Origin of the sequence: Muricoccus roseus, assembly GCF_900141905.1 — a bacterium.
Lineage (GTDB): Bacteria > Pseudomonadota > Alphaproteobacteria > Acetobacterales > Acetobacteraceae > Roseomonas > Roseomonas rosea.
This window is the reverse complement of sequence record NZ_FQZF01000044.1, coordinates 1-20216: the sequence shown is the minus strand read 5'-3', so window position 1 is coordinate 20216 and position 20216 is coordinate 1. Positions and strand designations below refer to the sequence as shown.

Here is a 20216-nt window from a genome sequence, read left to right as displayed (position 1 = left end):
CGCCACCGGCCTGACGGCGGCGGCCGATCGGTGACCGTCAGGTGAGCGGTGCCCGTCGGTACATGCCCGCGGCTCGCACCAAGGAAGGGTCGGGCCGCGGGCCAGCACCAGCGGGCGTTCAGCCCTCACCCTGCGGGCTGGTGGAGGTCATCTCCGCGACGGCCCAGAACACCAGGACCATCACGACGATCTCCCAACCAATGGAGACCGCGAGCCGCCTGCCGGATCCAGGGCGGTTGATCGCGAGGGCAGGCGTCAGCCGGAACCGGTGCCAAGCCGCGAAGCCCAGCAGGACGCCGACCAGTGCCACCTTCGTCAGGAGAGCCCGGCCGTAGGCCGTGGTCACAAGGAGTTCCAGGCGCCCGACCAGGAGCCAAGCCAGCACCGCCCCCGCCAGGACAAGGCCGCCCACGATCCAGGTGGCGGCCCGTGCCCAGCCCTCGACCAGCTGGGCCGCCTCCCGGCCGCCGCGCCTGGAGGCCAGCAAGAGCGGCCACAGGCTGCCTGCCCAAAAGGCTACCGCCAGAAGGTGCACCACGAGGGCGGCCGCCAGCAGCAGCCGGGGCTGGTGCTGGGTCGTGTGGCCGACCGCCGTGAAGCTCGCCGCCACCGCCAGGGTGCCCGCCGCGCCGACCGCGACGGCGGCGCGCCCGATCCAGGTGGCCACGGCCACCGCGATCAAGCCTGCGCACGCGATCAGGACGGAGTTGCCCGGGCGGGACGTCAGCATCATGTCCCAGACCTCGGCGTCGAACGGATCCCCATCCGACGCGATGGCCACTTGAGTAGCCAGCCAAGCGAGGCTGGAGGCCAGCCCCACCACCACCATTCCCAGTGTCATGCTGCGGCATGCGGCGGCGTCCTGCGGCTCTTGGAGTCGCCCGAAGCCGATGGCGAAGACCGCCAAGCCTGCAGCCCCGAGGCACGCCACGTAGTACACGATGCGCAGCGCCGCGGAGAGTCCACGGAGCAGATCCGGCTCCGGCCGGAGCAGCTCCAGGATCACCGGGAGGCGTTCACGGCGAAGCGTACCGCCCCACTCATGACGTGGCCGTCATCGCCCATGGCGCGCCACTCGAGGCGGTAGGCACCCGGCGGAAGCGGCGTAGCAACCGTCGCGGTCGCCCGGCTCGATGCCGCACGTCCGCCCTCACGGCGCAACTGGTGCTCGCGGCCGCCCTCGTCGAGCAGGCGCAATGCCGTGACGCGGCAGTCTTCGGTGAACATCAGGTTGAGCGCGCGCGGCGAAGCGCTCAGCGTCGCGCCGTCGGTGGGATCGGAGGAATGCAGCATCGCATGTGCGGAGGCGGCTCCGGGAGCCAGAAGCGCAGCGAAGGCGGCAGCGAACACACCGCGCCGGATGAATGCGTAGCGTGAAGACATGGGAACTCCTGTGCTCAGGCTCGTCGCAACCGAGCAGCGCGGCGGAAGCCTCCCAGGATGAATAGGCGGATGCCCGGCTGACGGCAGCGACAATTGCACACCAAATTGTTGCCGCTGCCGCATGGTGCCGACGGCGGCCTGCCTCAGGCGGGAGCAGTCTCCGCCTTCCATCCGGCCGCCTGTAGGGCACCCCGCAGCGCGTCGCTGTCGGTGCGACCGCCGCTCACGGTGATCTCCTTCCTGTCCAGCTGAACCTCGATCTCCGCCGACGGATCGGCGGCCTTGACGGTCGCAGTCACCCCCTTGGCGCAGCCGCCACAGTTCATGTTCTCGATCGTGAAGCGCATCATCGCGTCGCCCTCCTTCTGAAGGTGAGAAGAGGTACGGCTTCCCGCGGTGGGAAGGTCAAGTGGAACGTAGTCACCGGCTCCAGCCGGACGGCGCTATCGAATCGGATGATGGGACGGTCAGGCCCTTAGCTCGGTGATCCCCTGCTGCTGCTTCTGGATGATCTCCTGCGCGGTGCGCCGCATCTCCGGATCGCGCCCATGCTCGAGCTCCACGCGGGCCATGTCTATCGCCTCGCGGTTCCGAGCTGATCGTCAGCCAGCCGTTGGACATCCCGCGGCGCCGGGTGCGCCGGAACGCGCTCCTCGGCGCGCCTCCGGTCTGCCCGTCCGCTAACGCCCGGGACGAGGATCCGGCCGCTGGCGAATTACATCGTTTTGTTTCCGCGTCCCGCCGCACCGGCAGCCTGAACCCTCCGCGGAAAACGAAGGGTGACCACGGTGCCCCGGCCCGGTGCGCTGTCGATCTCCAGACCGCCGCCATGGCCTTCGGCGATGGCCCGCGCGGTTGACAGGCCGAGACCGCTGCCCCCGCCCGCGGTTCGTGCCCGGTCGCCCCGGAAGAAGGGTTCCGTGACCCGCGGCAGATCCTCCGGCGGGATGCCAGGTCCGTGGTCGCCGACGCGCACCAGCACCGCGTCGTGAAGAGCCTCGACCCCGACCCACGGATCCCGCCCGTGCCGAATGGCGTTCGCGACAAGGTTCGTCACGGCGCGCTTGATGGCCACCCGGCGGCCGAGGACAACTGCCTCTTCGTCCATTCGCCCTTCCTCGACGGGCGTTCCGGCGTCGATGAACTCGTCCGCCACGGTGCGGACGAGCGCAGTGACTGCCAGCGGCTGGATGGCCTCACCATCATGTCCTCCCCGCAAGTAGGCGAGGACGTCGGAGACCATCGTCTCCATCTCCGCCAGATCCCGGCGGATCGGCGCCTTAGCCTCGTCAGGGAGGTCCTCGGCCCGCAGCTTGAGGCGGGCGATGGGTGACATCAGATCATGCGAGAGCGCGCCCAGCGCCAGGGTCCTCTGGCGGAAGGCGTCACGGGTGCGGACCGCCATGCCGTTCAGCGCCTCGGCCAGTTGCCGCACCTCGCGCGGCCCCGAGGCAGGGATGGCCGGGAGTTCCTGCTCGAGGTCGATTCGGGTCACGGTTTTCGCCAGGGCCGCAACCGGCGCCGAGACGGAGCGGGCCGCATACCCTACAGCCAGGAGAAGCGCGAGGCCGATCGCGGCAGCATAGGCATGAATCACGCTCTGGTCGGCGGACAGCACGTTGAAGGAGGCGAGCTCGACGTCCAGCCACGAGCCATCCGTGAGGCGGGCCGTGGCGCCAATGTCAACAATGCGGCCCGACGCGGCGTTGTAGCGGCCAGGCCGCACGCGCACCTCGCTCGCAAGCCTGCTCAGGGCTTTGGTCCGGGCCGCGACCGTCGGCCACTCCTCTGCCGAGGGATGTTCGGGCGTGGGCGCCGGATCCCGGTACCAGTGCACCGTCAGGTCCGGCCGTGATAGAGCGTGGGCCACCCGGTCCCGCTCGGCCTCGGGGGCCGCCGCCACGGCATCCATCAGGGCCGACAACCGCTGGGCCAGCAACTCCTCGGTCCCGCGTTCCGCCGCCTGCCGCAGCAGGATGTCGTGGACGCCGACCATGGCGGCGAACAGGATCGCGAAGCCGATCGTAAGCGCCGCCAGGGTGCGGGCGGCGAGGGATTGGGGTACGAGACGGATCACCCTGACCACGCCACAGGGGCCGACAGCATATAGCCGACGCCCCGCACGGTCTTGATCAGACCCGGTTCGCCGTCCTCGTGCGGCCGCGAGCCGAGCTTCGCGCGCAACCGGCTGACCTGGACATCCATCGACCGGTCCAGCCCGCCGTAAGGGCGGTTGCGCGCGAGATCCAGCAACTGGTCGCGCGTCAGGATGCGCTGCGGCCGCTCGACGAAAGCGAGGAGAAGATCGTATTCGCCGCTGGTCAGCTCGACGGCGACGCCGTCCGGCCGCAGCAGCTCGCGCCGCCGGGTGTCCAGGGCCCAACCGGCGAAGCGCGCCACCTCGCGCTCCTTGCCGTCCGCCGCTCCCTCGGGTCCGCTCACGCGCCGGAGGACGGCACGAATGCGGGCGATCAGCTCGCCCGGATCGGCGGGCTTCACGACGAAGTCGTCCGCCCCGAGTTCCAGGCCCACGACACGGTCCGATGCCTCCCCGAGGGCCGTGAGGAGGATGACCGGGGCGCGCCCTTCGGCCCGCAGCTCCCGGCACAGTTCGAAGCCTGACCGGCCAGGCAGCATGACATCGAGCAGGACGAGGTCGACCTGCGCGGAGCCGAGGAGGCGGCGCATCTCGGTCCCATCCCGGGCGCCGCTGGCGCGGAAGCCGCTTCTGCGGAGCAGGGAGAGCAGGAGCTTGCGCAGCTCCTCGTCATCCTCGACGACCAGGACATGCCGCCCCTCGCCGGACATCGGCGGTAGGTCGGCGGGCGACATGGGCCGAGGCCCGGTGCTGCCGGAGCTGTTGGTCAAGGTGTTGCTCCGGCGGAACGGACATGGGCGCTGCGGATCTTCATACGCTCGCTCCCCGGCGGAAGTTGAGCCTGAGGTCGGCGGCGTTGATCACCACAGCCGCACTCGGATGCTCGGTGATGCTCACTGCCATGCGCTCGGGCGCCAGATGGGAACCGAGCGACAGCATCCCCTGCAACCTTCATTTGGCTCAGCCTGAGCAGTGCGGGAACAGGGGGAGAGGGTGACGGCAGCAATGCCGGTTGGTAGCAATTTGCACTGAGAGACCGGAATCTCCACCGTCCCCACGAGCTCCTATCGCTACATTCCCCGCGTGATCCGGGGCGCTTCCTACGTTCGGCCGCTGCAGGCGGTGCCTCGCCGGTACCCGCGAACGTCATGATTCGCGCACTCCGATATCAACGCTGAGCGCCGCATCAGCAATCGCCTACCGTGCGCTGTAATAAAACGTAAGAAATGAAAGCCGCTCAGAAGGACGACGGACATGGTGGGAACGTGTAGGCTCCTCCGCATCCTGCTGACGGCGCGTCACGAGGGTGGCTTGCCGACGGAACAAGCCGCGCGTGCCGACCAGGCCTTGTGCCACGTCTGCCGTCGGTGGAGGCGTCCCGCCGAACACGGGATATCCGCTCTGACGGCCAGCCCGGTTCGGCGCGGCGTGGCAAAAGGAGGAAGCATGACCGCCGCTTCTCGTCGCAGCTTGACCGCACGTCTCGTCATTGGATTCGGCCTCGCGCTCACCGCCGCGGCCTGCGCGCCGCAAGGCGCCACGCCCCAGGCCTCGGTTCCCCCCGCATCGCAAATGTCGCTCCAGCCGTCGGGTCAGGCCGCCGCCTCGTCCGGTGGGGGCATGTCGGGCATGGACCACTCCAACATGCCCGGGATGAGCCATTCCAACATGCAGGGCATGCAGGGGCACAACATGTCGGGCATGAGCATGCAGGACACGATGGCCCACTGCAGGCAGATGCAGGCGGACGCGGGCCGCGGGGCCCGAATGTCCCCCGACATGCAGGCCATGATGGCGCAGTGCAGCCAGATGCAGTCGCAAGGGGGCTCCACATCCGGCGGCGCCGCTCACCGCCACTAACGAACGTCGGAATGGGGGTGTGTGACCCCCATTCCTCGATGTGCCCGGTCTAAAGCCGCACCGTCCGCAGCCGCAGCGCATTGCCGATGACGGACACCGAGCTGAGCGCCATCGCCAGCGCGGCGACGATCGGGCTGAGCAGGAGGCCGAGGAACGGGTAGAGCACGCCCGCCGCCAGCGGCACGCCGGCCGCATTGTAGACGAACGCGAGGAACAGGTTCTGCCGGATATTCCTCATCACCGCGCGCGACAGGTGCCGCGCCCGCGCGATGCCCGCCAGGTCGCCCTTCACCAGCGTCACGCCCGCGCTCTGCATGGCGACATCCGTGCCGGTGCCCATGGCGATGCCCACATCGGCCTCGGCCAGTGCCGGGGCGTCGTTCACCCCGTCGCCCGCCATGGCGACGACCTTCCCCTGTGCGCGGAGGTCCCGGACGATGCGGTGCTTGTCCTCGGGCAGCACGTCGCCCTGGAACTCATCAATGCCGAGCTTCCGCGCGACCGCTTCGGCGGTGGTGCGGTTGTCCCCGGTCAGCATGACGATATGGATGCCATCGGCCCGCAGGCTCTGCAGGGCGGCGGACGTGGTCTGCTTGATGGGATCGGCCACCGCGATGACGCCGCCCGGCTTGCCGTCCACCGCCAGGAACAGGGCCGTGCCGCCCTCCCGCCGCAACTCGTCCGCCCGGGCGGCGAGCCCGCCCAGCTCCACCCCCAGCTCCTGCATCAGGCGGGCGTTGCCCAACGCGACGCGACGCCCGTCCACCGTGCCGGTCACCCCCTTGCCGGTCACCGAGGTGAAGTCGGCGGGCTCCCACATCTCACCTCCTCGTTCGCGCGCCGCGGCGACGATGGCGGCCGCCAGCGGGTGCTCGCTCGAACGCTCCAGGCTGGCCGCGAGCGGCAGCACCTCGGCCTCCGCCAGGCCGGGCGCCGGAACCACGGCCACCACCTTGGGCTTGCCTTCGGTCAGCGTGCCGGTCTTGTCCACGACCAGCGTGTCCACCTTCTCCATGTGCTCGAGCGCCTCGGCGGACTTGATGAGGACGCCCGCACCGGCGCCCTTGCCGACGCCGACCATGATCGACATCGGCGTGGCCAATCCCAGCGCGCAGGGGCAGGCGATGATGAGCACGGAGACGGCCGCGATCAGCCCGTAGGAGAGCGCCGGGCTCGGGCCCCAGACCGCCCAGGCGATGAAGGACAGGATGGCCACGGCGATCACCGCGGGCACGAAGTAGCCGGAGACGGTATCGGCCATGCGCTGGATGGGCGCCCGGCTGCGCTGGGCCTCGGCGACCATGGCCACGATGCGCGAGAGCATGGTGTCGGATCCCACCTTGTCCGCCCGCATGACCAGCGAGCCGGTGCCGTTCACCGTGCCGCCGATAACCTTGGCGCCAGGCGCCTTCTCAACCGGCAGGGACTCGCCGGTAACCATGGACTCGTCCACGGCGCCGCTCCCCTCCAGCACCTCGCCGTCCACCGGCACGCTCTCACCGGGCCGCACGCGCAGCCGGTCGCCGACATGCACCTCGGCGAGGCTGATTTCCTCGTCCGTCCCATCCAGCCGGATACGCCGTGCCGTCTTGGGCGCCATGTTCAGCAGCGCGCGGATGGCGCCGCCGGTCTGCTCGCGGGCGCGCAGCTCCAGCACCTGCCCGAGCAGCACGAGGACCGTGATGACGGCGGCGGCCTCGAAGTAGACGGCGACGGTGCCGTCCATCCCGCGGAAGCCCTCGGGGAAGACGCCGGGCGCGAAGGTCGCGATCAGGCTGTAGAGGTAGGCGGCGCCGGTGCCGAGCGCGATCAGGCTGAACATGTTGAGGCTGCGGTTCACCACCGACTGCCAGCCGCGCATGAAGAAGGGCCAGCCCGCCCAGAGCACCACCGGTGTCCCGAGGAGGAACTGGATCCAGGTGGAAGCTCTTGGCGAGATCAGGTTATGCAGGTCGAGGCCGGGGATGTGCGCGCCCATTTCCAGGACGACCACAGGCAGCGTCAGCACCAACCCGATCCAGAACCGGCGGGTCATGTCGATGAGCTCGGGGTTCGGTCCGGCCTCGACCGCCACTTCCAGTGGCTCCAGGGCCATGCCGCAGATGGGGCAGTTGCCCGGCCCCTGCTGCCGGATTTGCGGGTGCATCGGGCAGGTGTAGATGGCGGCCTTCTGCGCCGCTGTCGGTGCGGCCGCCTTTTCCGGCTTGAGGTACTTCTCGGGCTCGGCCTCGAACTTCGTCCGGCACCCGGCCGAGCAGAAGTGGAACGTCGTCCCGCCGTGCTCCACGCGGTGCTTCGAGGTGGCCGGGTCCACCTTCATCCCGCAGACCGGGTCGGTGACGAGCCCGGTATCGGCCACCGCCACGTCCCCATGGCCATGCTGGTGATGGCTGTGCTGATGCTTGGCACGGTGTTCGTGGCCATGGCCTTGGTGCTGACCGCTCATCGAGTTTTGCCTCCAGCTCGCCGCCCGCAATGCCGCAGGCTCCTGTACCTCAACTACACGCAGGGTGCGGCTTCCCACGGCGGGAAAGTCAAGCCCGGTCCGAGCCTCAGTTCATCCAAGAAGCGCTTGACCCTCCCACAGTGGGAAACCCGAGAATTTCGCTCGGACCACTGCGTTCGGTCGACATGGAGGCCATCATGAACATCGGGCAAGCCGCTAAGGCATCCGGCGTCTCCGCCAAGATGCTCCGGTATTATGAGAGCATCGGCCTGCTCGCGAAAGCTGGTCGCACAGCGGCGGGCTATCGGGTTTACTCGGATCGCGACGTGAACACGTTGCGCTTTATCCGGCGGGCACGAGACTTCGGGCTTCCCCTTGAACGCATCAAGCTGCTCATCGGCCTTTGGCAGGACGAGAACCGGGCGAGTGCGGACGTGAAGCAAATTGCCCTCGAGCACACGGCCGAGCTGAGGGCCAAGATCGACCAGTTGACCCGAATGTGCGAAGCACTTGAGAGGCTCGCAATATCCTGCGACGGCGGACACCGGCCAGAGTGCCCCATTCTCGACCAGATCGCCGAGGGGGGACTGGGTGATGATGTTCCGCACGGGCGGCGCGCCGAGCAAGGAAGCAGGACCAGACACAGCGTGCCGGAAGACTCCGGCCACTTCAGGGAACAACGTGATGAATGGTAAGATCGTCCTGATTTCAATGAGCAGACGGTCCATCCTCAGCCTCGGGCTGGGTGCAGCGGTTCTCCCTGCCAGCCTCGCCAGCGGGACCCAGGGCCCTCGGTTGGAGGTTTGGAAGGACGCGACCTGCGGGTGCTGCGACGGATGGGTCAAGCACATGAAGGCGGCGGGCTTTGAGGCCACCGTGCACGACGTGACCGACCTCCAGGCGGTCAAGGCCGCCCATGGTGTCCCGGACGCCCTTCAGTCCTGCCACACGGCCGTCGTGGACGGATACGTGGTCGAGGGGCATGTCCCCGCCGCCGACGTACGCCGCCTGCTCGCCGAACGGCCCCGCGCCAAGGGGCTGTCCGCGCCGGGGATGCCGCCTTCCTCGCCGGGGATGGACATCCCGGGTACGCCCTACGAGGTCGTGCTGTTCGGCGCGCCCGGCGGCGACCGAGTTTGGGCGCGGCACTGACCATCGGGACGGGACAATTGCCACCCCGGCCTCGCTCGGTTTGAGCCAGGTCAAGGCGGCGCGCGCCGCCGCCTACCAAAGTCACGGAAGACGAGAGAAGGAAAGCTGCGATGCACGACAATTCTCCGACGTCCTGGTGGCGCAGCAGGGGCGGCATCGCCCTGATCGGTTTCGGCCTCGTCGCCGCGTTCTACGTCCTGCGCGAGCACTACGCGCACGCCCTGGGCGCGTTGCCGTACCTGCTCCTGCTTGCCTGCCCGCTGATGCACCTGTTCATGCACCACGGCCACGGGGGCCATGCGGGGCACCGCGAGCCGGGCGGGCGCACAGAGCGGGAGCAGCCCCGGGGAGGCGCATCATGACGCACGACGTGCGCCCGCCCGCGGGCTCTGGACCCTGGTCATCCTGAACTGACTGAACGCAGGCTGAGCACCCCTCGGCCACCATCCGCGCGGGCGCCCGCGCGCCGCCACGGCAAGGAGAGAGGGCATGAGCACCGCCACGTTCGACATCCGCGGCCTCCTTTCGCCGCTGAGCGCGCAGGGCATCGAACGGCGGCTCCGCACGCTGCCGGGCGTCACCGCCGTGGCGGTGAACCCGGCGGGGAGCAGTGCAACCGTCACCTTCGACGAGGGCCGCATCTCGGGCGAGGCGCTCGCCGCCGAGATCCGCGCCTGCGGTTTCTACTGCCGTGGCGAGGCCGTGCCGCGGCACCTCTGTGACGCCGAGGGCACCCCCGATATCGGACACGCGGGGCACCGGACCGGACCGCCAGCGGGCCCCAAGCGCGGCCGCACCGCTGAGCACGGCGCGATGGCGCACGAGATGGGCCACGGCGCGGGCCAGGACATGGGCGACATGGTCCGCGACATGCGTCGGCGCTTCCTCGTGGCGCTCGCCTTCACCGTGCCGATCCTGATCTACGAGCCGATGGGGATGTCCTTCACCCCGCCCTCGCCCCCCTTCGGCCTCAACCTCGACCTGCTCCTGTTCCTGCTCGCGACCGGCGCGGTGCTCTATCCCGCATGGCCCTTCGTGGTGGCGGCCTGGCGAGCGCTGCGCAACGGCGTCCTGAACATGGCGGTGCTGGTCGTGCTCAGCGTCGGCACCGGCTACCTGTTCAGCATCGGCAGCACCTTCTTGTTCGACGGGCCGCAGTTCTACGAGGCCGCCGCGGTCCTGATGGTCTTCATCCTGCTCGGCCACTGGCTGGAGATGCGGGCCCGCGCCGGGGCCTCGGCGGCGGTCCGCGCGCTTCTCGACCTCGCTCCGCCCAAGGCAACCGTCCTGCGGGGCGGCCGCGAGGTGGAGATCCCGACGGCCGAGGTCGTCCAGGGCGACGTCGTCGTGATCCGCCCAGGCAACAAGATCCCGGTGGACGGTACCGTGATCGAGGGCTCGTCGCAGGTGGACGAGTCCATGCTGACCGGCGAATCCATGCCAGTCACCAAGGGCCCTGGCAGCGCCGTCACCGGCGCGACCATCAACAAGAGCGGGACCTTCCGCTACCGCGCCGAGCGAGTGGGCGCCGACACCGCGCTGGCGCAGATTGTCAAGCTGGTGCAGGAGGCGCAGAACTCGAAGGCGCCCGCGCAGCTGCTGGCCGACCGCGCGGCGCAATGGCTGGTGCTCGCGGCGATCGTGTTCGGGCTGCTGACCTTCGCCGTCTGGTACTGGGTCGTGGGCCAGACGCTCCTCTTCGCCGTAACCATGATGATCACGGTCTTCGTCATCGCCTGCCCGGACGCGCTCGGCCTGGCGATGCCCATGGCGGTGATGGTCGGCACCGGGCTGGGCGCGAAGCACGGCATCCTGTTCAAGAACGCCGCCGCGCTCGAGGACGCGGCCAAGCTCGATGTCATCGTCTTCGACAAGACGGGCACGCTCACGGTGGGCCAACCTGAGGTGGTCGAGCTGGTCCCCGCCCCGGGCGTGGAGGCGCCCACGCTGCTCGCCCGCGCCGCCGCGGTGGAGATCGGGACCGACCACCCGCTGGCGCAGGCGATCCTCCGGCGGGCCAAGGATGCGCTCGCCGTCGCTCCGGCGACCGGCTTCCGCGTCCTCGAGGGGCGCGGCGCGCAGGCGGAGGTCGAAGGCCGCACCATCCTGCTCGGCAACCGTCGGCTGATGGACGAGGAACGGGTGGACCTCGCGGGCCTTGAGGCCGAGGCGGCACGGCTGCAGGGCGCGGGCCGCACGGTCGTGCATGTGGCCGAGGCAGGGCGCCTGCTCGGCCTGGTCGCCATCGCCGACGCGCCGCGACCGACCGCGGCCGAGACGGTACGGCGTCTGCGCGCGCGCGGCGTGCAGGTGGCGATGCTGACCGGGGACAACCGAGGCACGGCGGACCGCATCGGGCGCATGCTCGGCCTCGACCTCGTGCTCGCCGACGTGCTGCCTGGGCAGAAGGCCGAGAAGATCCGCGAACTGCAGGCCCAGGGCCGCCGCGTCGGCATGGTGGGCGACGGCATCAACGACGCCCCCGCCCTGACCCGGGCGGACGTCGGCTTCGCCATCGGCGCTGGCACCGACGTCGCGATCGAGAGCGCCGATGTGGTGCTGATGCGCAGCGACCCGCTGGACGTGGTCACCGCGGTCGAGCTGTCGCGCGCGACGCTGCGCAAGATGCACCAGAACCTCTGGTGGGCGGTGGGCTACAATGTCATCGCCTTCCCGCTGGCGGCCGGTGTCCTGTACCCCTTCACGTTGAGCCCGGAGGTGGCGGCGCTGTCGATGTCGGGCAGCACGGTGATCGTGGCGCTCAACGCCCTGATTCTGCGACGCACGCGGCTGAGCAGTGACGCGGCGGCGCAGGGCCGCGGCATGGCGGCGGCGCCTATCGACGTGCATCCCGCGGAGGGGCGGGTTTGAGCGGACTTGCCGCTCGTGTTGCACGGCGCGGGGCCGCGTGTGTCCGGTGGCGTGCCGCCGTTCGCGACACTGGGCCGCAGGCTGGTGCCGTGGCTCTCAATCCGGTGCGCGCACCGTAGCGCGGCCGGGGCATCCCCGACAGTGGACAAAGAGGAGGATGATCATGGCGAACAACGCAAGAATCCGGGTTGGCGTCGTTGGCTACGGCGTCATCGGCAAGCGCGTCGCGGGCGCGGTGGCCTGCCAGGAGGACATGGAACTCACCGGCATTGCCGACGTGCTGACGGACTGGCGCATGCGGGCCGCCGCGCGGACGGGCTTCCGGCTGTACGGCGCGACGCCGGACCACGCCGAGGCGATGCAGCGCGTCGGACTGCCGGTGGAGGGCGACCAGGAGGCGCTCCTCGGCCGCTTGGACGTGGTGGTGGACTGCACCCCGAAGCACGTCGCGGTGAAGAACGTCGAAGCCTACCGGCGGCGCGGGGTGAAGTTCATCCTCCAGGGCGGCGAGAAGCACGAGACCACCGGCCATTCCTTCGTAGCCGAGGCGAACTACGCGACCGCCATCGACCGCGACGCCACCCGGGTCGTGTCCTGCAACACCAGCTCGGCCGTCCGCACGCTCAGCGCGCTGAAGCGCGCCGGTCTGCTGCGGCGCGCCCGTGGCACACTGCTGCGCCGGGCGACGGACCCGTGGGAGAGCCACCTCGGCGGCATCATGAACACCCTGGTGCCGGAGGCGGAAATCCCGAGCCACCAGGGGCCGGACGCACAGACCGTCGATCCGGAGCTGGACGTGGTGACGGTCGCCATCAAGGTTCCGGAAACGATCGGCCATGTGCACAGCTGGGCCGTCCAGCTCACCCGCTCCGCCTCGCGTGAGGAGGTCCTCGACGCCTTCCGGACCTCCTCCCGGATCGCCTTCGTCGAGGCGCGGGACGGGCTGCCCGCCCCGAACACCATCAAGGAGCTGACCGCCGACCTCGGCCGCCCGCACGGCAACCTGTACGAGGTCGCGCTCTGGTCCGACACGCTGAAGGTCCTGGGGGACGAACTGTTCTACCTCTACATGGTGGACAACCAGGCGATCGTGATCCCCGAGACGGTGGACGCGATCCGCGCCCTCACGGGCCGCGAGCTGGAGGCGCGCGCCTCGATCGCGCGCACCGACGCAGCCCTCGGCATCACCGGCACGCTGGTCTGACGGGCGACATGGCCGAAGGGACACGAACTCCCGGTCGCCGAGAGGGCGTGCCTCCCGGCGCTCGCCGCCCTCTCGCCCACGGCACGCATCGAGCGCCTCCCCGCCGAGTCCGGAGGAGCGCTGCCATGAGCGACGCGGCAGCGGCACTGGGCGTCGACCACCTTTCGCCCGAGAACCCGCTGGCCGAGGCCGAGGTCGTGACCCCGCACATCCCCAATGGCCCCGGCACCCGCCACCTGATCTCGGACGCCGAGTTCGCCCGTATGAAGCCTGGCGCCGTGCTGGTGGACACCGCGCGCGGCGGGGTGATTGACGCCACCGCGCTAGTGCGGGCGCTGGATGCGGGCTGCCTCGGCGGCGCCGGGCTGGAGGTGCTGCCGGAGGAGTGCCTGATCCGCAGCGAGGCGCAGATCTTCCGCAGCGATCCGCTCCTTGACAGCGAGCGCCTCCGCGGGCTCCTTGAGGGTCGGGCGCTGCTCCACTTCCCCGACGTGGTCGTCACGCCGCACAACGCCTACTACACCGAGGGGGCGCTGCGCCGCATCCGGGAGACCACCCTCGGTAACGTCGAGGTATTCGCGCGGCGCGGATCGCGGAACCTCGTCTCCTACTCCGGCACTCCGGCTTGACCCGCTCGCTGAGTACGGTGCGGGTCGAGCCCGGCGAGCCGCTGCCCTTGGGGCTGAGCGAGGCCTGCGACGGCTTCAACCTGGCGGTCTTCAGCCGCCACGCGACCCGCCTGACCCTGCTCCTGTTCGACGGCCCGCACGGCGCGCTGGCCGCCACCGTGCCGCTCGACCCCGATCGGCACCGCACAGGCGATGTCTGGCATGCGCGCCTCGTCGGCCTGCCGCATGGCGCGGCCTATGCCCTGCGCGCGGAGGGCCCCTTCGCGCCCGCGGAGGGCCATCGCTTCGACCCCACCCGGACGCTGCTCGACCCCTTTGCGAGCGCCGTGACGACGGGTCCTGACGGGGCGGGCCGTTGCCTCGTCGCCGACCAGCGCTTCGACTGGGGCGACGACCGGCCACCGCGCCATCCCTGGCGCGACACGGTCATCTACGAAACCCATGTCCGCGGCCTGACTGCCCATCCCTCATCGGGCGCTCGGCAGTCCGGCTGCTTCGGTGGGGTGTCGGAGATGATCCCCTACCTCCGGAAGCTCGGCGTGACGGCGCTGGAGCTGATGCCGGTGCAGGAAGCCGCCGCCCTCGGGCGCGGTGCGCGCGACCCGGAGACGGCGGCGCCGCTGCCGAATTACTGGGGCTACGACCCGGTCGCCCTGTTCGCGCCGCGCGCCGCCTACGCCTTCGGAGGAGCGGAGGCCGCCTTCGCCGAGTTCAAGGCCATGGTGCGGGAGCTGCACCGCGCCGGTATCGAGGTGATCCTCGACGTCGTCTTCAACCACACGGCCGAGGGCGGCGCCGATGGCCCGACCTTCGCCTTCCGTGGCCTCGACAACGCGATCTACTACCTGCTCGGGCCGGGCGGCGGCTACGCCGACTTCACCGGCTGCGGCAACACCCTGAACTGCAACCACCCTGTGGTGCGCTCGCTCCTGGTAGACTGCCTGCGGCACTGGGTCATGCACGGCCACGTGGACGGCTTCCGCTTCGATCTCGCTTCGGTGCTCGGCCGCGGCCCGGACGGCGCGCTGCTGTCCAACCCGCCCTTACTGGAGCAGATCGCCGAGGATCCGATCCTGCGCCAGGTGAAACTCATTGCGGAGGCGTGGGACTCCGCCGGGGCCTTCCAGGTCGGCGACTTCCCGCACCAGGCCTGGGCCGAGTGGAACGCCCGCTACCGCGACGACGTGCGCCGTTTCTGGCGTGGCGACCCGGGCATGACGGGCGCCTTCGCCACCCGGCTCTGCGGCAGTTCCGACCTCTACGGCGGCGACGTGGGCGGGCCGCTGCGCAGCGTCAACTTCGTCACCTCGCACGACGGCTTCACGCTGAACGACCTGGTGACCTACGCCCGTCGGCACAACGAAGCGAATGGCGAGGGCAACCGCGACGGGCCCAGGGAGGAGTTCAGCGACAACAACGGCGCCGAGGGCCCGAGCGAGGACCCGGCCGTGGAGGCGGTGCGGCGACGCCAAGTTCGCAACCTGCTCGCCACCCCGTTCCTCTCGCGCGGGGTGCCGATGCTGCTCGGCGGCGACGAATTCCGCCGCACCCAGCGCGGCAACAGCAATCCGTGGTGCCAGGACAACGGGGTCTCCTGGTATGACTGGGACCTGGCGCGGCGCAACGCGGACCTGGTCCGCTTCGTGCGCGGCCTGACGGCCTTGCGCCAGGCCCACCCGGTGCTGGCGGCGGAACGCTTCTACACGGCCGGGGAGATCGCCTGGTTCGGGCCCGAGGGCGGGCCGCCGGACTGGCATGGCCCGGAGAACCGCCTCGGCTGCGTGATCCGCGAGGAGGCCCCCGCGCCCGGCGGGCTTTGCCTGCTGTTCAACGCCGCCCGCCGCCCCGCCCGCTTCGTTCTGCCAGTGCCCCCCGCCAGCCCCTGGGGCGTCGCGCTGGACACCGCGGCCACCCCGCCCGGCGACATCGGCGAGCCGGGGGCCGAACCGTCGCCGCCCGACCCCGCGGCTACGGTGCTGCCGCCCCGCTCCACCCTTGTCCTCGTTTCCCGCTGAGGAGTCCGCCATGGCCGCGTCCCTCGACCCCTTCCTCGCACGGACGCGCATCGCCTACCTCTCGATGGAGATGGCGCTGCACCCCGGGATCCACACCTACTCCGGCGGCCTCGGCGTCCTCGCGGGCGACACCGCCCGCTCGGCCGCTGACCTCGAGCTGCCGATGGTCTTCGTGACGCTTGCCAGCCGCGAGGGGTACCTGCGGCAGGAGATCGGCCCGGACGGGCGGCAGGTGGACCACGCGGATCCATGGCAGCCCGCGGATTGGGCCTCGCCGCTCGACGCAGCGGTGGCGATCCGGCTCGAGGGTCGCTCTGTCTGGATCCGCGCCTGGCTCCGCGTCCTGACCTGCCCGCTCGGGCACCGCGTGCCGGTGCTGCTGCTTGACACACAGCTCGAGGTGAACGCCCCCGAGGACCGCGGCATCACGGACCGGCTTTACGGCAGTGACGAGGTGCTGCGCCTGCGCCAGGAAGCGGTGCTCGGCATCGGCGGCGAGCGGATGCTCCGCGCGCTCGGCTTCGAGATCGAAACCTACCACCTGAACGAGGGCCATGCGGCGCTTCTGCCGCTCTCTCTGCTGCGCCGCCATCGCCTGGCATCCGACCGCCCGGCGGAGGGCCCGCTGCACTATGACCCGGACCCGGTGCGCGAGCGCTGCATCTTCACCACCCACACCCCGGTCGAGGCCGGGCAAGACCGCTTCCCTTATGGGTTGGTCGAGCGAATCCTGGACGACTTTTTCGAGGCCGACCAGCTCCGGCTGCTGGCGGGCGAGGAGGCGTTGAACATGACGCGCCTCGCCCTGAGCCTCAGCGGCTGGGTGAACGGCGTGGCGACGCGCCACGCCGAGACGACGCGTCGCATGTTCCCGGGCTACCGGATCAACGCCGTCACCAATGGCGTGCACGTTCCCACCTGGGCCCATCCCGCCTTCGCCCGCCTTTTCCAGGAGATCGCCCCGAATTGGGCGCACGAGCCGGAGGGGCTGGCGCGCGCCGACCGGCTGCCCGACACGGCGGTCCTCGCCGCCAAAGCCGAGGCGCGGGCGGAGTTGCTGGCCGAGGCTCGCCGGCGCACCCCCGAAGCCGCCGCGGCGCTGCGGCCCGACCTGCCCCTGATCGTCTTCGCGCGGCGGATGACCGGCTACAAGCGCCCCGACCTGCTCTTCTCGGACCTTGGTCGGCTGCGGGGAATTGCGGAACGCTCCCCGTTCCAGATCCTCGTCGCGGGGAAGGCGCACCCGCGTGACGACGCGGGCAAGGAATTGATCCGCACGCTCCAGGATCATGCACACCAGCTGGGGCGCACCGTGCCAATGGCCTTCCTGCCTGGCTACGACATGGCGCTGGCCCGGTTGATGGTCGCCGGAGCCGATGTCTGGCTGAACACGCCGCTGCCGCCGATGGAGGCCGCCGGGACCAGTGGCATGAAGGCGGCGCTGAACGGCGGGCTGAACCTCAGCGTGCTTGACGGTTGGTGGGTCGAGGCGTGGGAGGAAGGCGTGACCGGTTGGGCAGTCGGCCGCGACGGCGAAGCACCTGGGGCTCACGCAGGCCACCTTTACGAGCAGCTTGAGCAAGTCGTGCTGCCGCTCCTCCATGGCGAACCGGCACGCCGGGCCTGGATGATGAAGCAGGCGATCTCCCGGATCGGTGCGCATTTCAACAGCCAGCGCATGATGCGCCGCTACGCGGCCGAGGCCTACCTCCGGTGACGCTCCGGATCTCGGGTAACAGCACGTCGATGAGCCGGACGGCGTCGGCACCCGCGCCACTGCCGGACGCCGCCAGGGCGGCGAGGCAGCCATCGCCGAGCTTGCCGCCGTCCAGTGGGCGACTGCGGTTGTTCGCAGCCACCCGGACGCCGTAGCCGAGCGACAAGCCGAGGTCGTGCAGCCAGCCCTGCACCTCGGTGTGGGTGTGGTCGGCCTCCCGTGGCGGAGCCGGGTAGCGGCGCTGCCGAGGTCGAAGAGCAGACCGCCGATGACGCCCAAGTCGTTCGACAGCAGGCCGCGGCGCCGGGCGTTCAGAGCAAGGATTCCTTGCCGCACGGCCAGGTACGCGCCCCACCGGCTCAGCTTCACCTTCGCACCGGTCAGGGCGTTGTAGCCGTTCACAGCGGCGGTGTTGAATGGCGGCCCAAAGGCGGGTGCAGGAAGTAGAGGAGATTGACGACGGCCGGACCGAGGCCCTTGATGCACTTGGCGTCGATCTCCCGGTTGGCGGAGAGCACCTGCTGCACCGTGGTGCAGCAGACACAGGTGTCGAGCAGGCAGCCGAAGACGCGCTGGTTCTCCGGGTTCTCGTAGATGTCGGGGATGTGGAGCTTGGGTGTCCACAGGAAGGCGTGGTCCGCGCCCCTGAAGATCTGCCGCTGCTCCGCGATGGAGTGGACCACGGTCTCGAGCGACGAGCCGCAGTAGGCGACCCCGAACGTCCCGGCCTTTATCTCGGCCACGACCTGCTGGAGGCCGCAGCGGATCGAGCGGAAGTTCTTGACCCGCTCTTCCCAGGGGAACCAGCTCCGGTAGGTCGCGGCGGGATCAACCCGCTGGCGGGCCAGCAAGGGGGTCATTAGATCGGGCGAACTCGCTCCCGCTTCCCCGGACGTCAAAGGGACTGCCGAGATTTGCATGCCATGGCCCTGGAGCTGCAGAACTTGGCGGCGCGTTGCGGTCGTGACGAGGCGATGATGCGGGCTTCCTCTGTTCACAAGGGCAGGATTTGTCGACGTCGCAGGACGGCAGCGTGACCACACGAGGGGCGTCAATCGCCGAATGCAGCAAATCCTGCTTCCGATCATTCAGGCGATTGTGGGCGTGCGATCCTGAAGACCGAAGTGCGGCGGCAGCACCTCGGAGCCAATTGCCCAGGTCGGCACAAACAGTTGCGCCGCGAGTTCGATCACGGCGTCCGCCCGTGCCGAGAACCACAAACCGGACCATGTAAGCCGAGCCCGAAGTTAATCTCCCAGTTTCGCAACCCCAAGGCACGCCGAAGTTCCACGGCGGACGTGTCTAACCCGAACTGGAAAAGCGAGTCCACGTCGCCCAAACGCCGCACCCTGCACCATTGTGCTTAGGACGGCGCGGCAGCGGCTTTCCGGAAGGCGTAGCAGCAGGTGCTTTGGCTGGCCTCTTCTCCGGCTCACGAACAGAGTGTCTGCATTTCTGCAGCGTCTGCACCTCCTCTGCGCCTCGTAATCCAAGCCACATCGCCGCCCTGTCCGACAGGTTTGAACGCGCCCTGACACCATGTCAGCAGCGTATGGCGGCCAATACCCGTTAGCAGAATTGGATGTGGCACGTGCGGGCTCGCCCGCGCGTTTGGATGAGTAGACTCGCCGTTGTTCGCCGAAACCAACTTCCGAGGACTGTCTTCATCGAGCGGAACGGGCCGAAGGTGGCGTCAAGCCAACGGGCTATTAACGGCTCGCGCCGCGGTCGGTCTATCGGCGCATTCGCGTTGGAATGTGCCGCAGCCGCAAGGGTTCCAAAGGACGCACAAGCAGAAACCGCTCGGCGGGTCGGCCGCTGACCGCCAGAGGAAGCCACAGGCCAGAGATCAGGCGGACCGTCCATGATCCCAGCGCGAGCGACTGGGGGAGCGTGCTTCCGCGCGTGAGTCTTTCTCGGCTGACCGACACGGCCTTTGGGCAGAGGCGCTTGCCTCCTCTGCGGAGCCTCGCGTCGTCGCGGACGGATTGCGAATCCCAAACGGCCCGAAAACTTGAAACTCTCCGACTACCGAAAGAAACCTGGCGGCTGCGGCTGAAAGGCTCGAAGAGCCTCTGCCGCACCCGCCAGCACGTAGGGGAGGATTAGGAAAAGCGGCGGATCAGTTCAGAGTAAGGACGCCGTTGAGGCGGTGAACGATGCCATTCGACGCGGGCTTGTTGTCGAGGACGCCAAGCCCATTGATTGTGACCCCTCCGGACGTGCCGCCTTCGCCCTGCGAGACAGCTTGACGCTCGAAACGCGCGGTAGCGCCCGAGAGCATCTGCTCGCTGCTCGGGCCTGAACCGGACGCAAGGTTCTCCTGCCGAGTGTGCTGCGCCACATGCGACAGCACCAGACGCTGCAGTTCAGGCTGCGATGCGCGATCCACCGCCTCCCGATGCGCATACGGATGCTGCCTGAACGCATTGTCGGTCGGCGCATAAACGGCGAAGGGGCCGGGGCCGGAGAGACGCTCAGTCAGGCCGCTGCGCTCAACGATGCGCGCGAAGATGCCCAGATCATTCTGCTGGCGGATGACGTCAACCACGGTCTGCGCTTGCGCAGACGCGGCGGCAAGCCACCCGGCCGCTGCAATTGTCGCGACAGCCACAGCACGGGAAAGAGACATTGGTACCTCCTGTGTTTGCCCACACCGGGAGCCTGCAAATGCGTAGACTCAGTCGGCTTAGCAATCAATTCTTTGGTGCAGGTCCATGGCTTTTGTCAATGCGATGCACAACCTTAGCGGTAGCGCGGATGTGCATTTCGCACTTTGTCGGCAACATCCTTCCAGCGATGTTAAAGTCGTTGTCGGCGGCATCCTTCCAGCGATGTTAA

The 20216-nt window shown here is 69.4% G+C and carries 19 protein-coding genes; 9 read left to right on the top strand and 10 right to left on the bottom strand.

Going from position 1 to position 20216, the window contains the following annotated elements:
- Positions 1 to 118 precede the first annotated feature (118 nt).
- From BUB97_RS23485 to BUB97_RS27370, 7 genes are all read right to left on the bottom strand, one after another.
- Positions 119 to 1006, bottom strand: a complete 888-nt coding sequence (locus tag BUB97_RS23485) for a CopD family protein (protein ID WP_073139753.1) — start codon at positions 1004 to 1006, stop codon at positions 119 to 121.
- On the bottom strand, positions 1003 to 1383 hold the full coding sequence (locus BUB97_RS23480) for a copper resistance CopC family protein (protein WP_073139748.1): 381 nt from the start codon (positions 1381 to 1383) through the stop codon (positions 1003 to 1005). Before BUB97_RS23480 ends, BUB97_RS23485 begins: the two co-directional genes overlap by 4 nt.
- A 143-nt stretch (positions 1384 to 1526) precedes the next feature.
- Entirely contained in the window at positions 1527 to 1733 is a 207-nt protein-coding gene (locus tag BUB97_RS23475; protein ID WP_083755532.1) for a heavy-metal-associated domain-containing protein, read from the bottom strand.
- A gap of 117 nt (positions 1734 to 1850) precedes the next feature.
- Positions 1851 to 1961, bottom strand: coding sequence for a DUF305 domain-containing protein (locus BUB97_RS23470; RefSeq protein ID WP_256371399.1), 111 nt, complete (start codon positions 1959 to 1961; stop codon positions 1851 to 1853).
- A 137-nt stretch (positions 1962 to 2098) separates the two neighbouring features.
- Complete coding sequence (locus BUB97_RS23465) at positions 2099 to 3460, bottom strand: sensor histidine kinase (RefSeq protein ID WP_245818434.1); 1362 nt, start codon at positions 3458 to 3460, stop codon at positions 2099 to 2101.
- On the bottom strand, positions 3457 to 4191 hold the full coding sequence (locus tag BUB97_RS23460; protein ID WP_086062513.1) for a response regulator: 735 nt from the start codon (positions 4189 to 4191) through the stop codon (positions 3457 to 3459). The genes BUB97_RS23465 and BUB97_RS23460 overlap by 4 nt, the downstream gene beginning before the upstream one ends.
- Positions 4192 to 4291: 100 nt before the next feature.
- Positions 4292 to 4420, bottom strand: coding sequence for a hypothetical protein (locus tag BUB97_RS27370; protein WP_256371398.1), 129 nt, complete (start codon positions 4418 to 4420; stop codon positions 4292 to 4294).
- A gap of 507 nt (positions 4421 to 4927) precedes the next feature.
- Between BUB97_RS27370 and BUB97_RS23455 the strand changes: the two genes are divergently transcribed.
- On the top strand, positions 4928 to 5341 hold the full coding sequence (locus BUB97_RS23455; protein ID WP_073139740.1) for a hypothetical protein: 414 nt from the start codon (positions 4928 to 4930) through the stop codon (positions 5339 to 5341).
- Between the two features lie 49 nt (positions 5342 to 5390).
- Here the strand turns inward: BUB97_RS23455 and BUB97_RS23450 are convergent, their stop codons facing one another.
- On the bottom strand, positions 5391 to 7787 hold the full coding sequence (locus BUB97_RS23450) for a heavy metal translocating P-type ATPase (protein ID WP_073139737.1): 2397 nt from the start codon (positions 7785 to 7787) through the stop codon (positions 5391 to 5393).
- Positions 7788 to 7984: 197 nt separating this feature from the next.
- Here BUB97_RS23450 and cueR point away from each other — a divergent pair, with 197 nt between their 5' ends.
- The 8 genes from cueR to glgP all read left to right on the top strand — a co-directional run bounded on the left by cueR (position 7985) and on the right by glgP (position 17375).
- The gene (gene cueR, locus BUB97_RS23445; RefSeq protein WP_086062512.1) at positions 7985 to 8482 is read left to right on the top strand and encodes a Cu(I)-responsive transcriptional regulator; all 498 of its coding nucleotides are present in this window, start codon (positions 7985 to 7987) and stop codon (positions 8480 to 8482) included.
- A gap of 181 nt (positions 8483 to 8663) precedes the next feature.
- Entirely contained in the window at positions 8664 to 8939 is a 276-nt protein-coding gene (locus BUB97_RS27410) for a DUF411 domain-containing protein (protein ID WP_338141795.1), read from the top strand.
- Positions 8940 to 9049: 110 nt separating this feature from the next.
- On the top strand, positions 9050 to 9301 hold the full coding sequence (locus tag BUB97_RS23435) for a DUF2933 domain-containing protein (RefSeq protein WP_073139733.1): 252 nt from the start codon (positions 9050 to 9052) through the stop codon (positions 9299 to 9301).
- A gap of 127 nt (positions 9302 to 9428) precedes the next feature.
- Positions 9429 to 11810: a heavy metal translocating P-type ATPase gene (locus BUB97_RS23430; RefSeq protein WP_073139730.1), complete on the top strand. Its 2382-nt coding sequence runs from the start codon at positions 9429 to 9431 to the stop codon at positions 11808 to 11810.
- A 163-nt stretch (positions 11811 to 11973) separates the two neighbouring features.
- Positions 11974 to 13014 (top strand): type II glyceraldehyde-3-phosphate dehydrogenase, encoded by a 1041-nt coding sequence (locus BUB97_RS23425; RefSeq protein WP_073139770.1) that lies wholly within the window; start codon positions 11974 to 11976, stop codon positions 13012 to 13014.
- A 125-nt stretch (positions 13015 to 13139) separates the two neighbouring features.
- Positions 13140 to 13643: an NAD(P)-dependent oxidoreductase gene (locus tag BUB97_RS23420; protein WP_073139727.1), complete on the top strand. Its 504-nt coding sequence runs from the start codon at positions 13140 to 13142 to the stop codon at positions 13641 to 13643.
- Positions 13640 to 15658, top strand: a complete 2019-nt coding sequence (locus tag BUB97_RS23415; RefSeq protein WP_086062507.1) for a glycogen debranching protein — start codon at positions 13640 to 13642, stop codon at positions 15656 to 15658. The genes BUB97_RS23420 and BUB97_RS23415 overlap by 4 nt, the downstream gene beginning before the upstream one ends.
- Positions 15659 to 15668: 10 nt before the next feature.
- Positions 15669 to 17375: an alpha-glucan family phosphorylase gene (gene glgP / locus BUB97_RS23410; protein WP_073139725.1), complete on the top strand. Its 1707-nt coding sequence runs from the start codon at positions 15669 to 15671 to the stop codon at positions 17373 to 17375.
- Between the two features lie 398 nt (positions 17376 to 17773).
- On the opposite strand, the gene BUB97_RS27550 is transcribed toward glgP, so the two are convergent.
- Positions 17774 to 18226: a hypothetical protein gene (locus BUB97_RS27550; protein ID WP_245818433.1), complete on the bottom strand. Its 453-nt coding sequence runs from the start codon at positions 18224 to 18226 to the stop codon at positions 17774 to 17776.
- A gap of 1271 nt (positions 18227 to 19497) precedes the next feature.
- On the bottom strand, positions 19498 to 20007 hold the full coding sequence (locus BUB97_RS23400) for a fasciclin domain-containing protein (RefSeq protein ID WP_073139720.1): 510 nt from the start codon (positions 20005 to 20007) through the stop codon (positions 19498 to 19500).
- Positions 20008 to 20216: the final 209 nt, after the last annotated feature.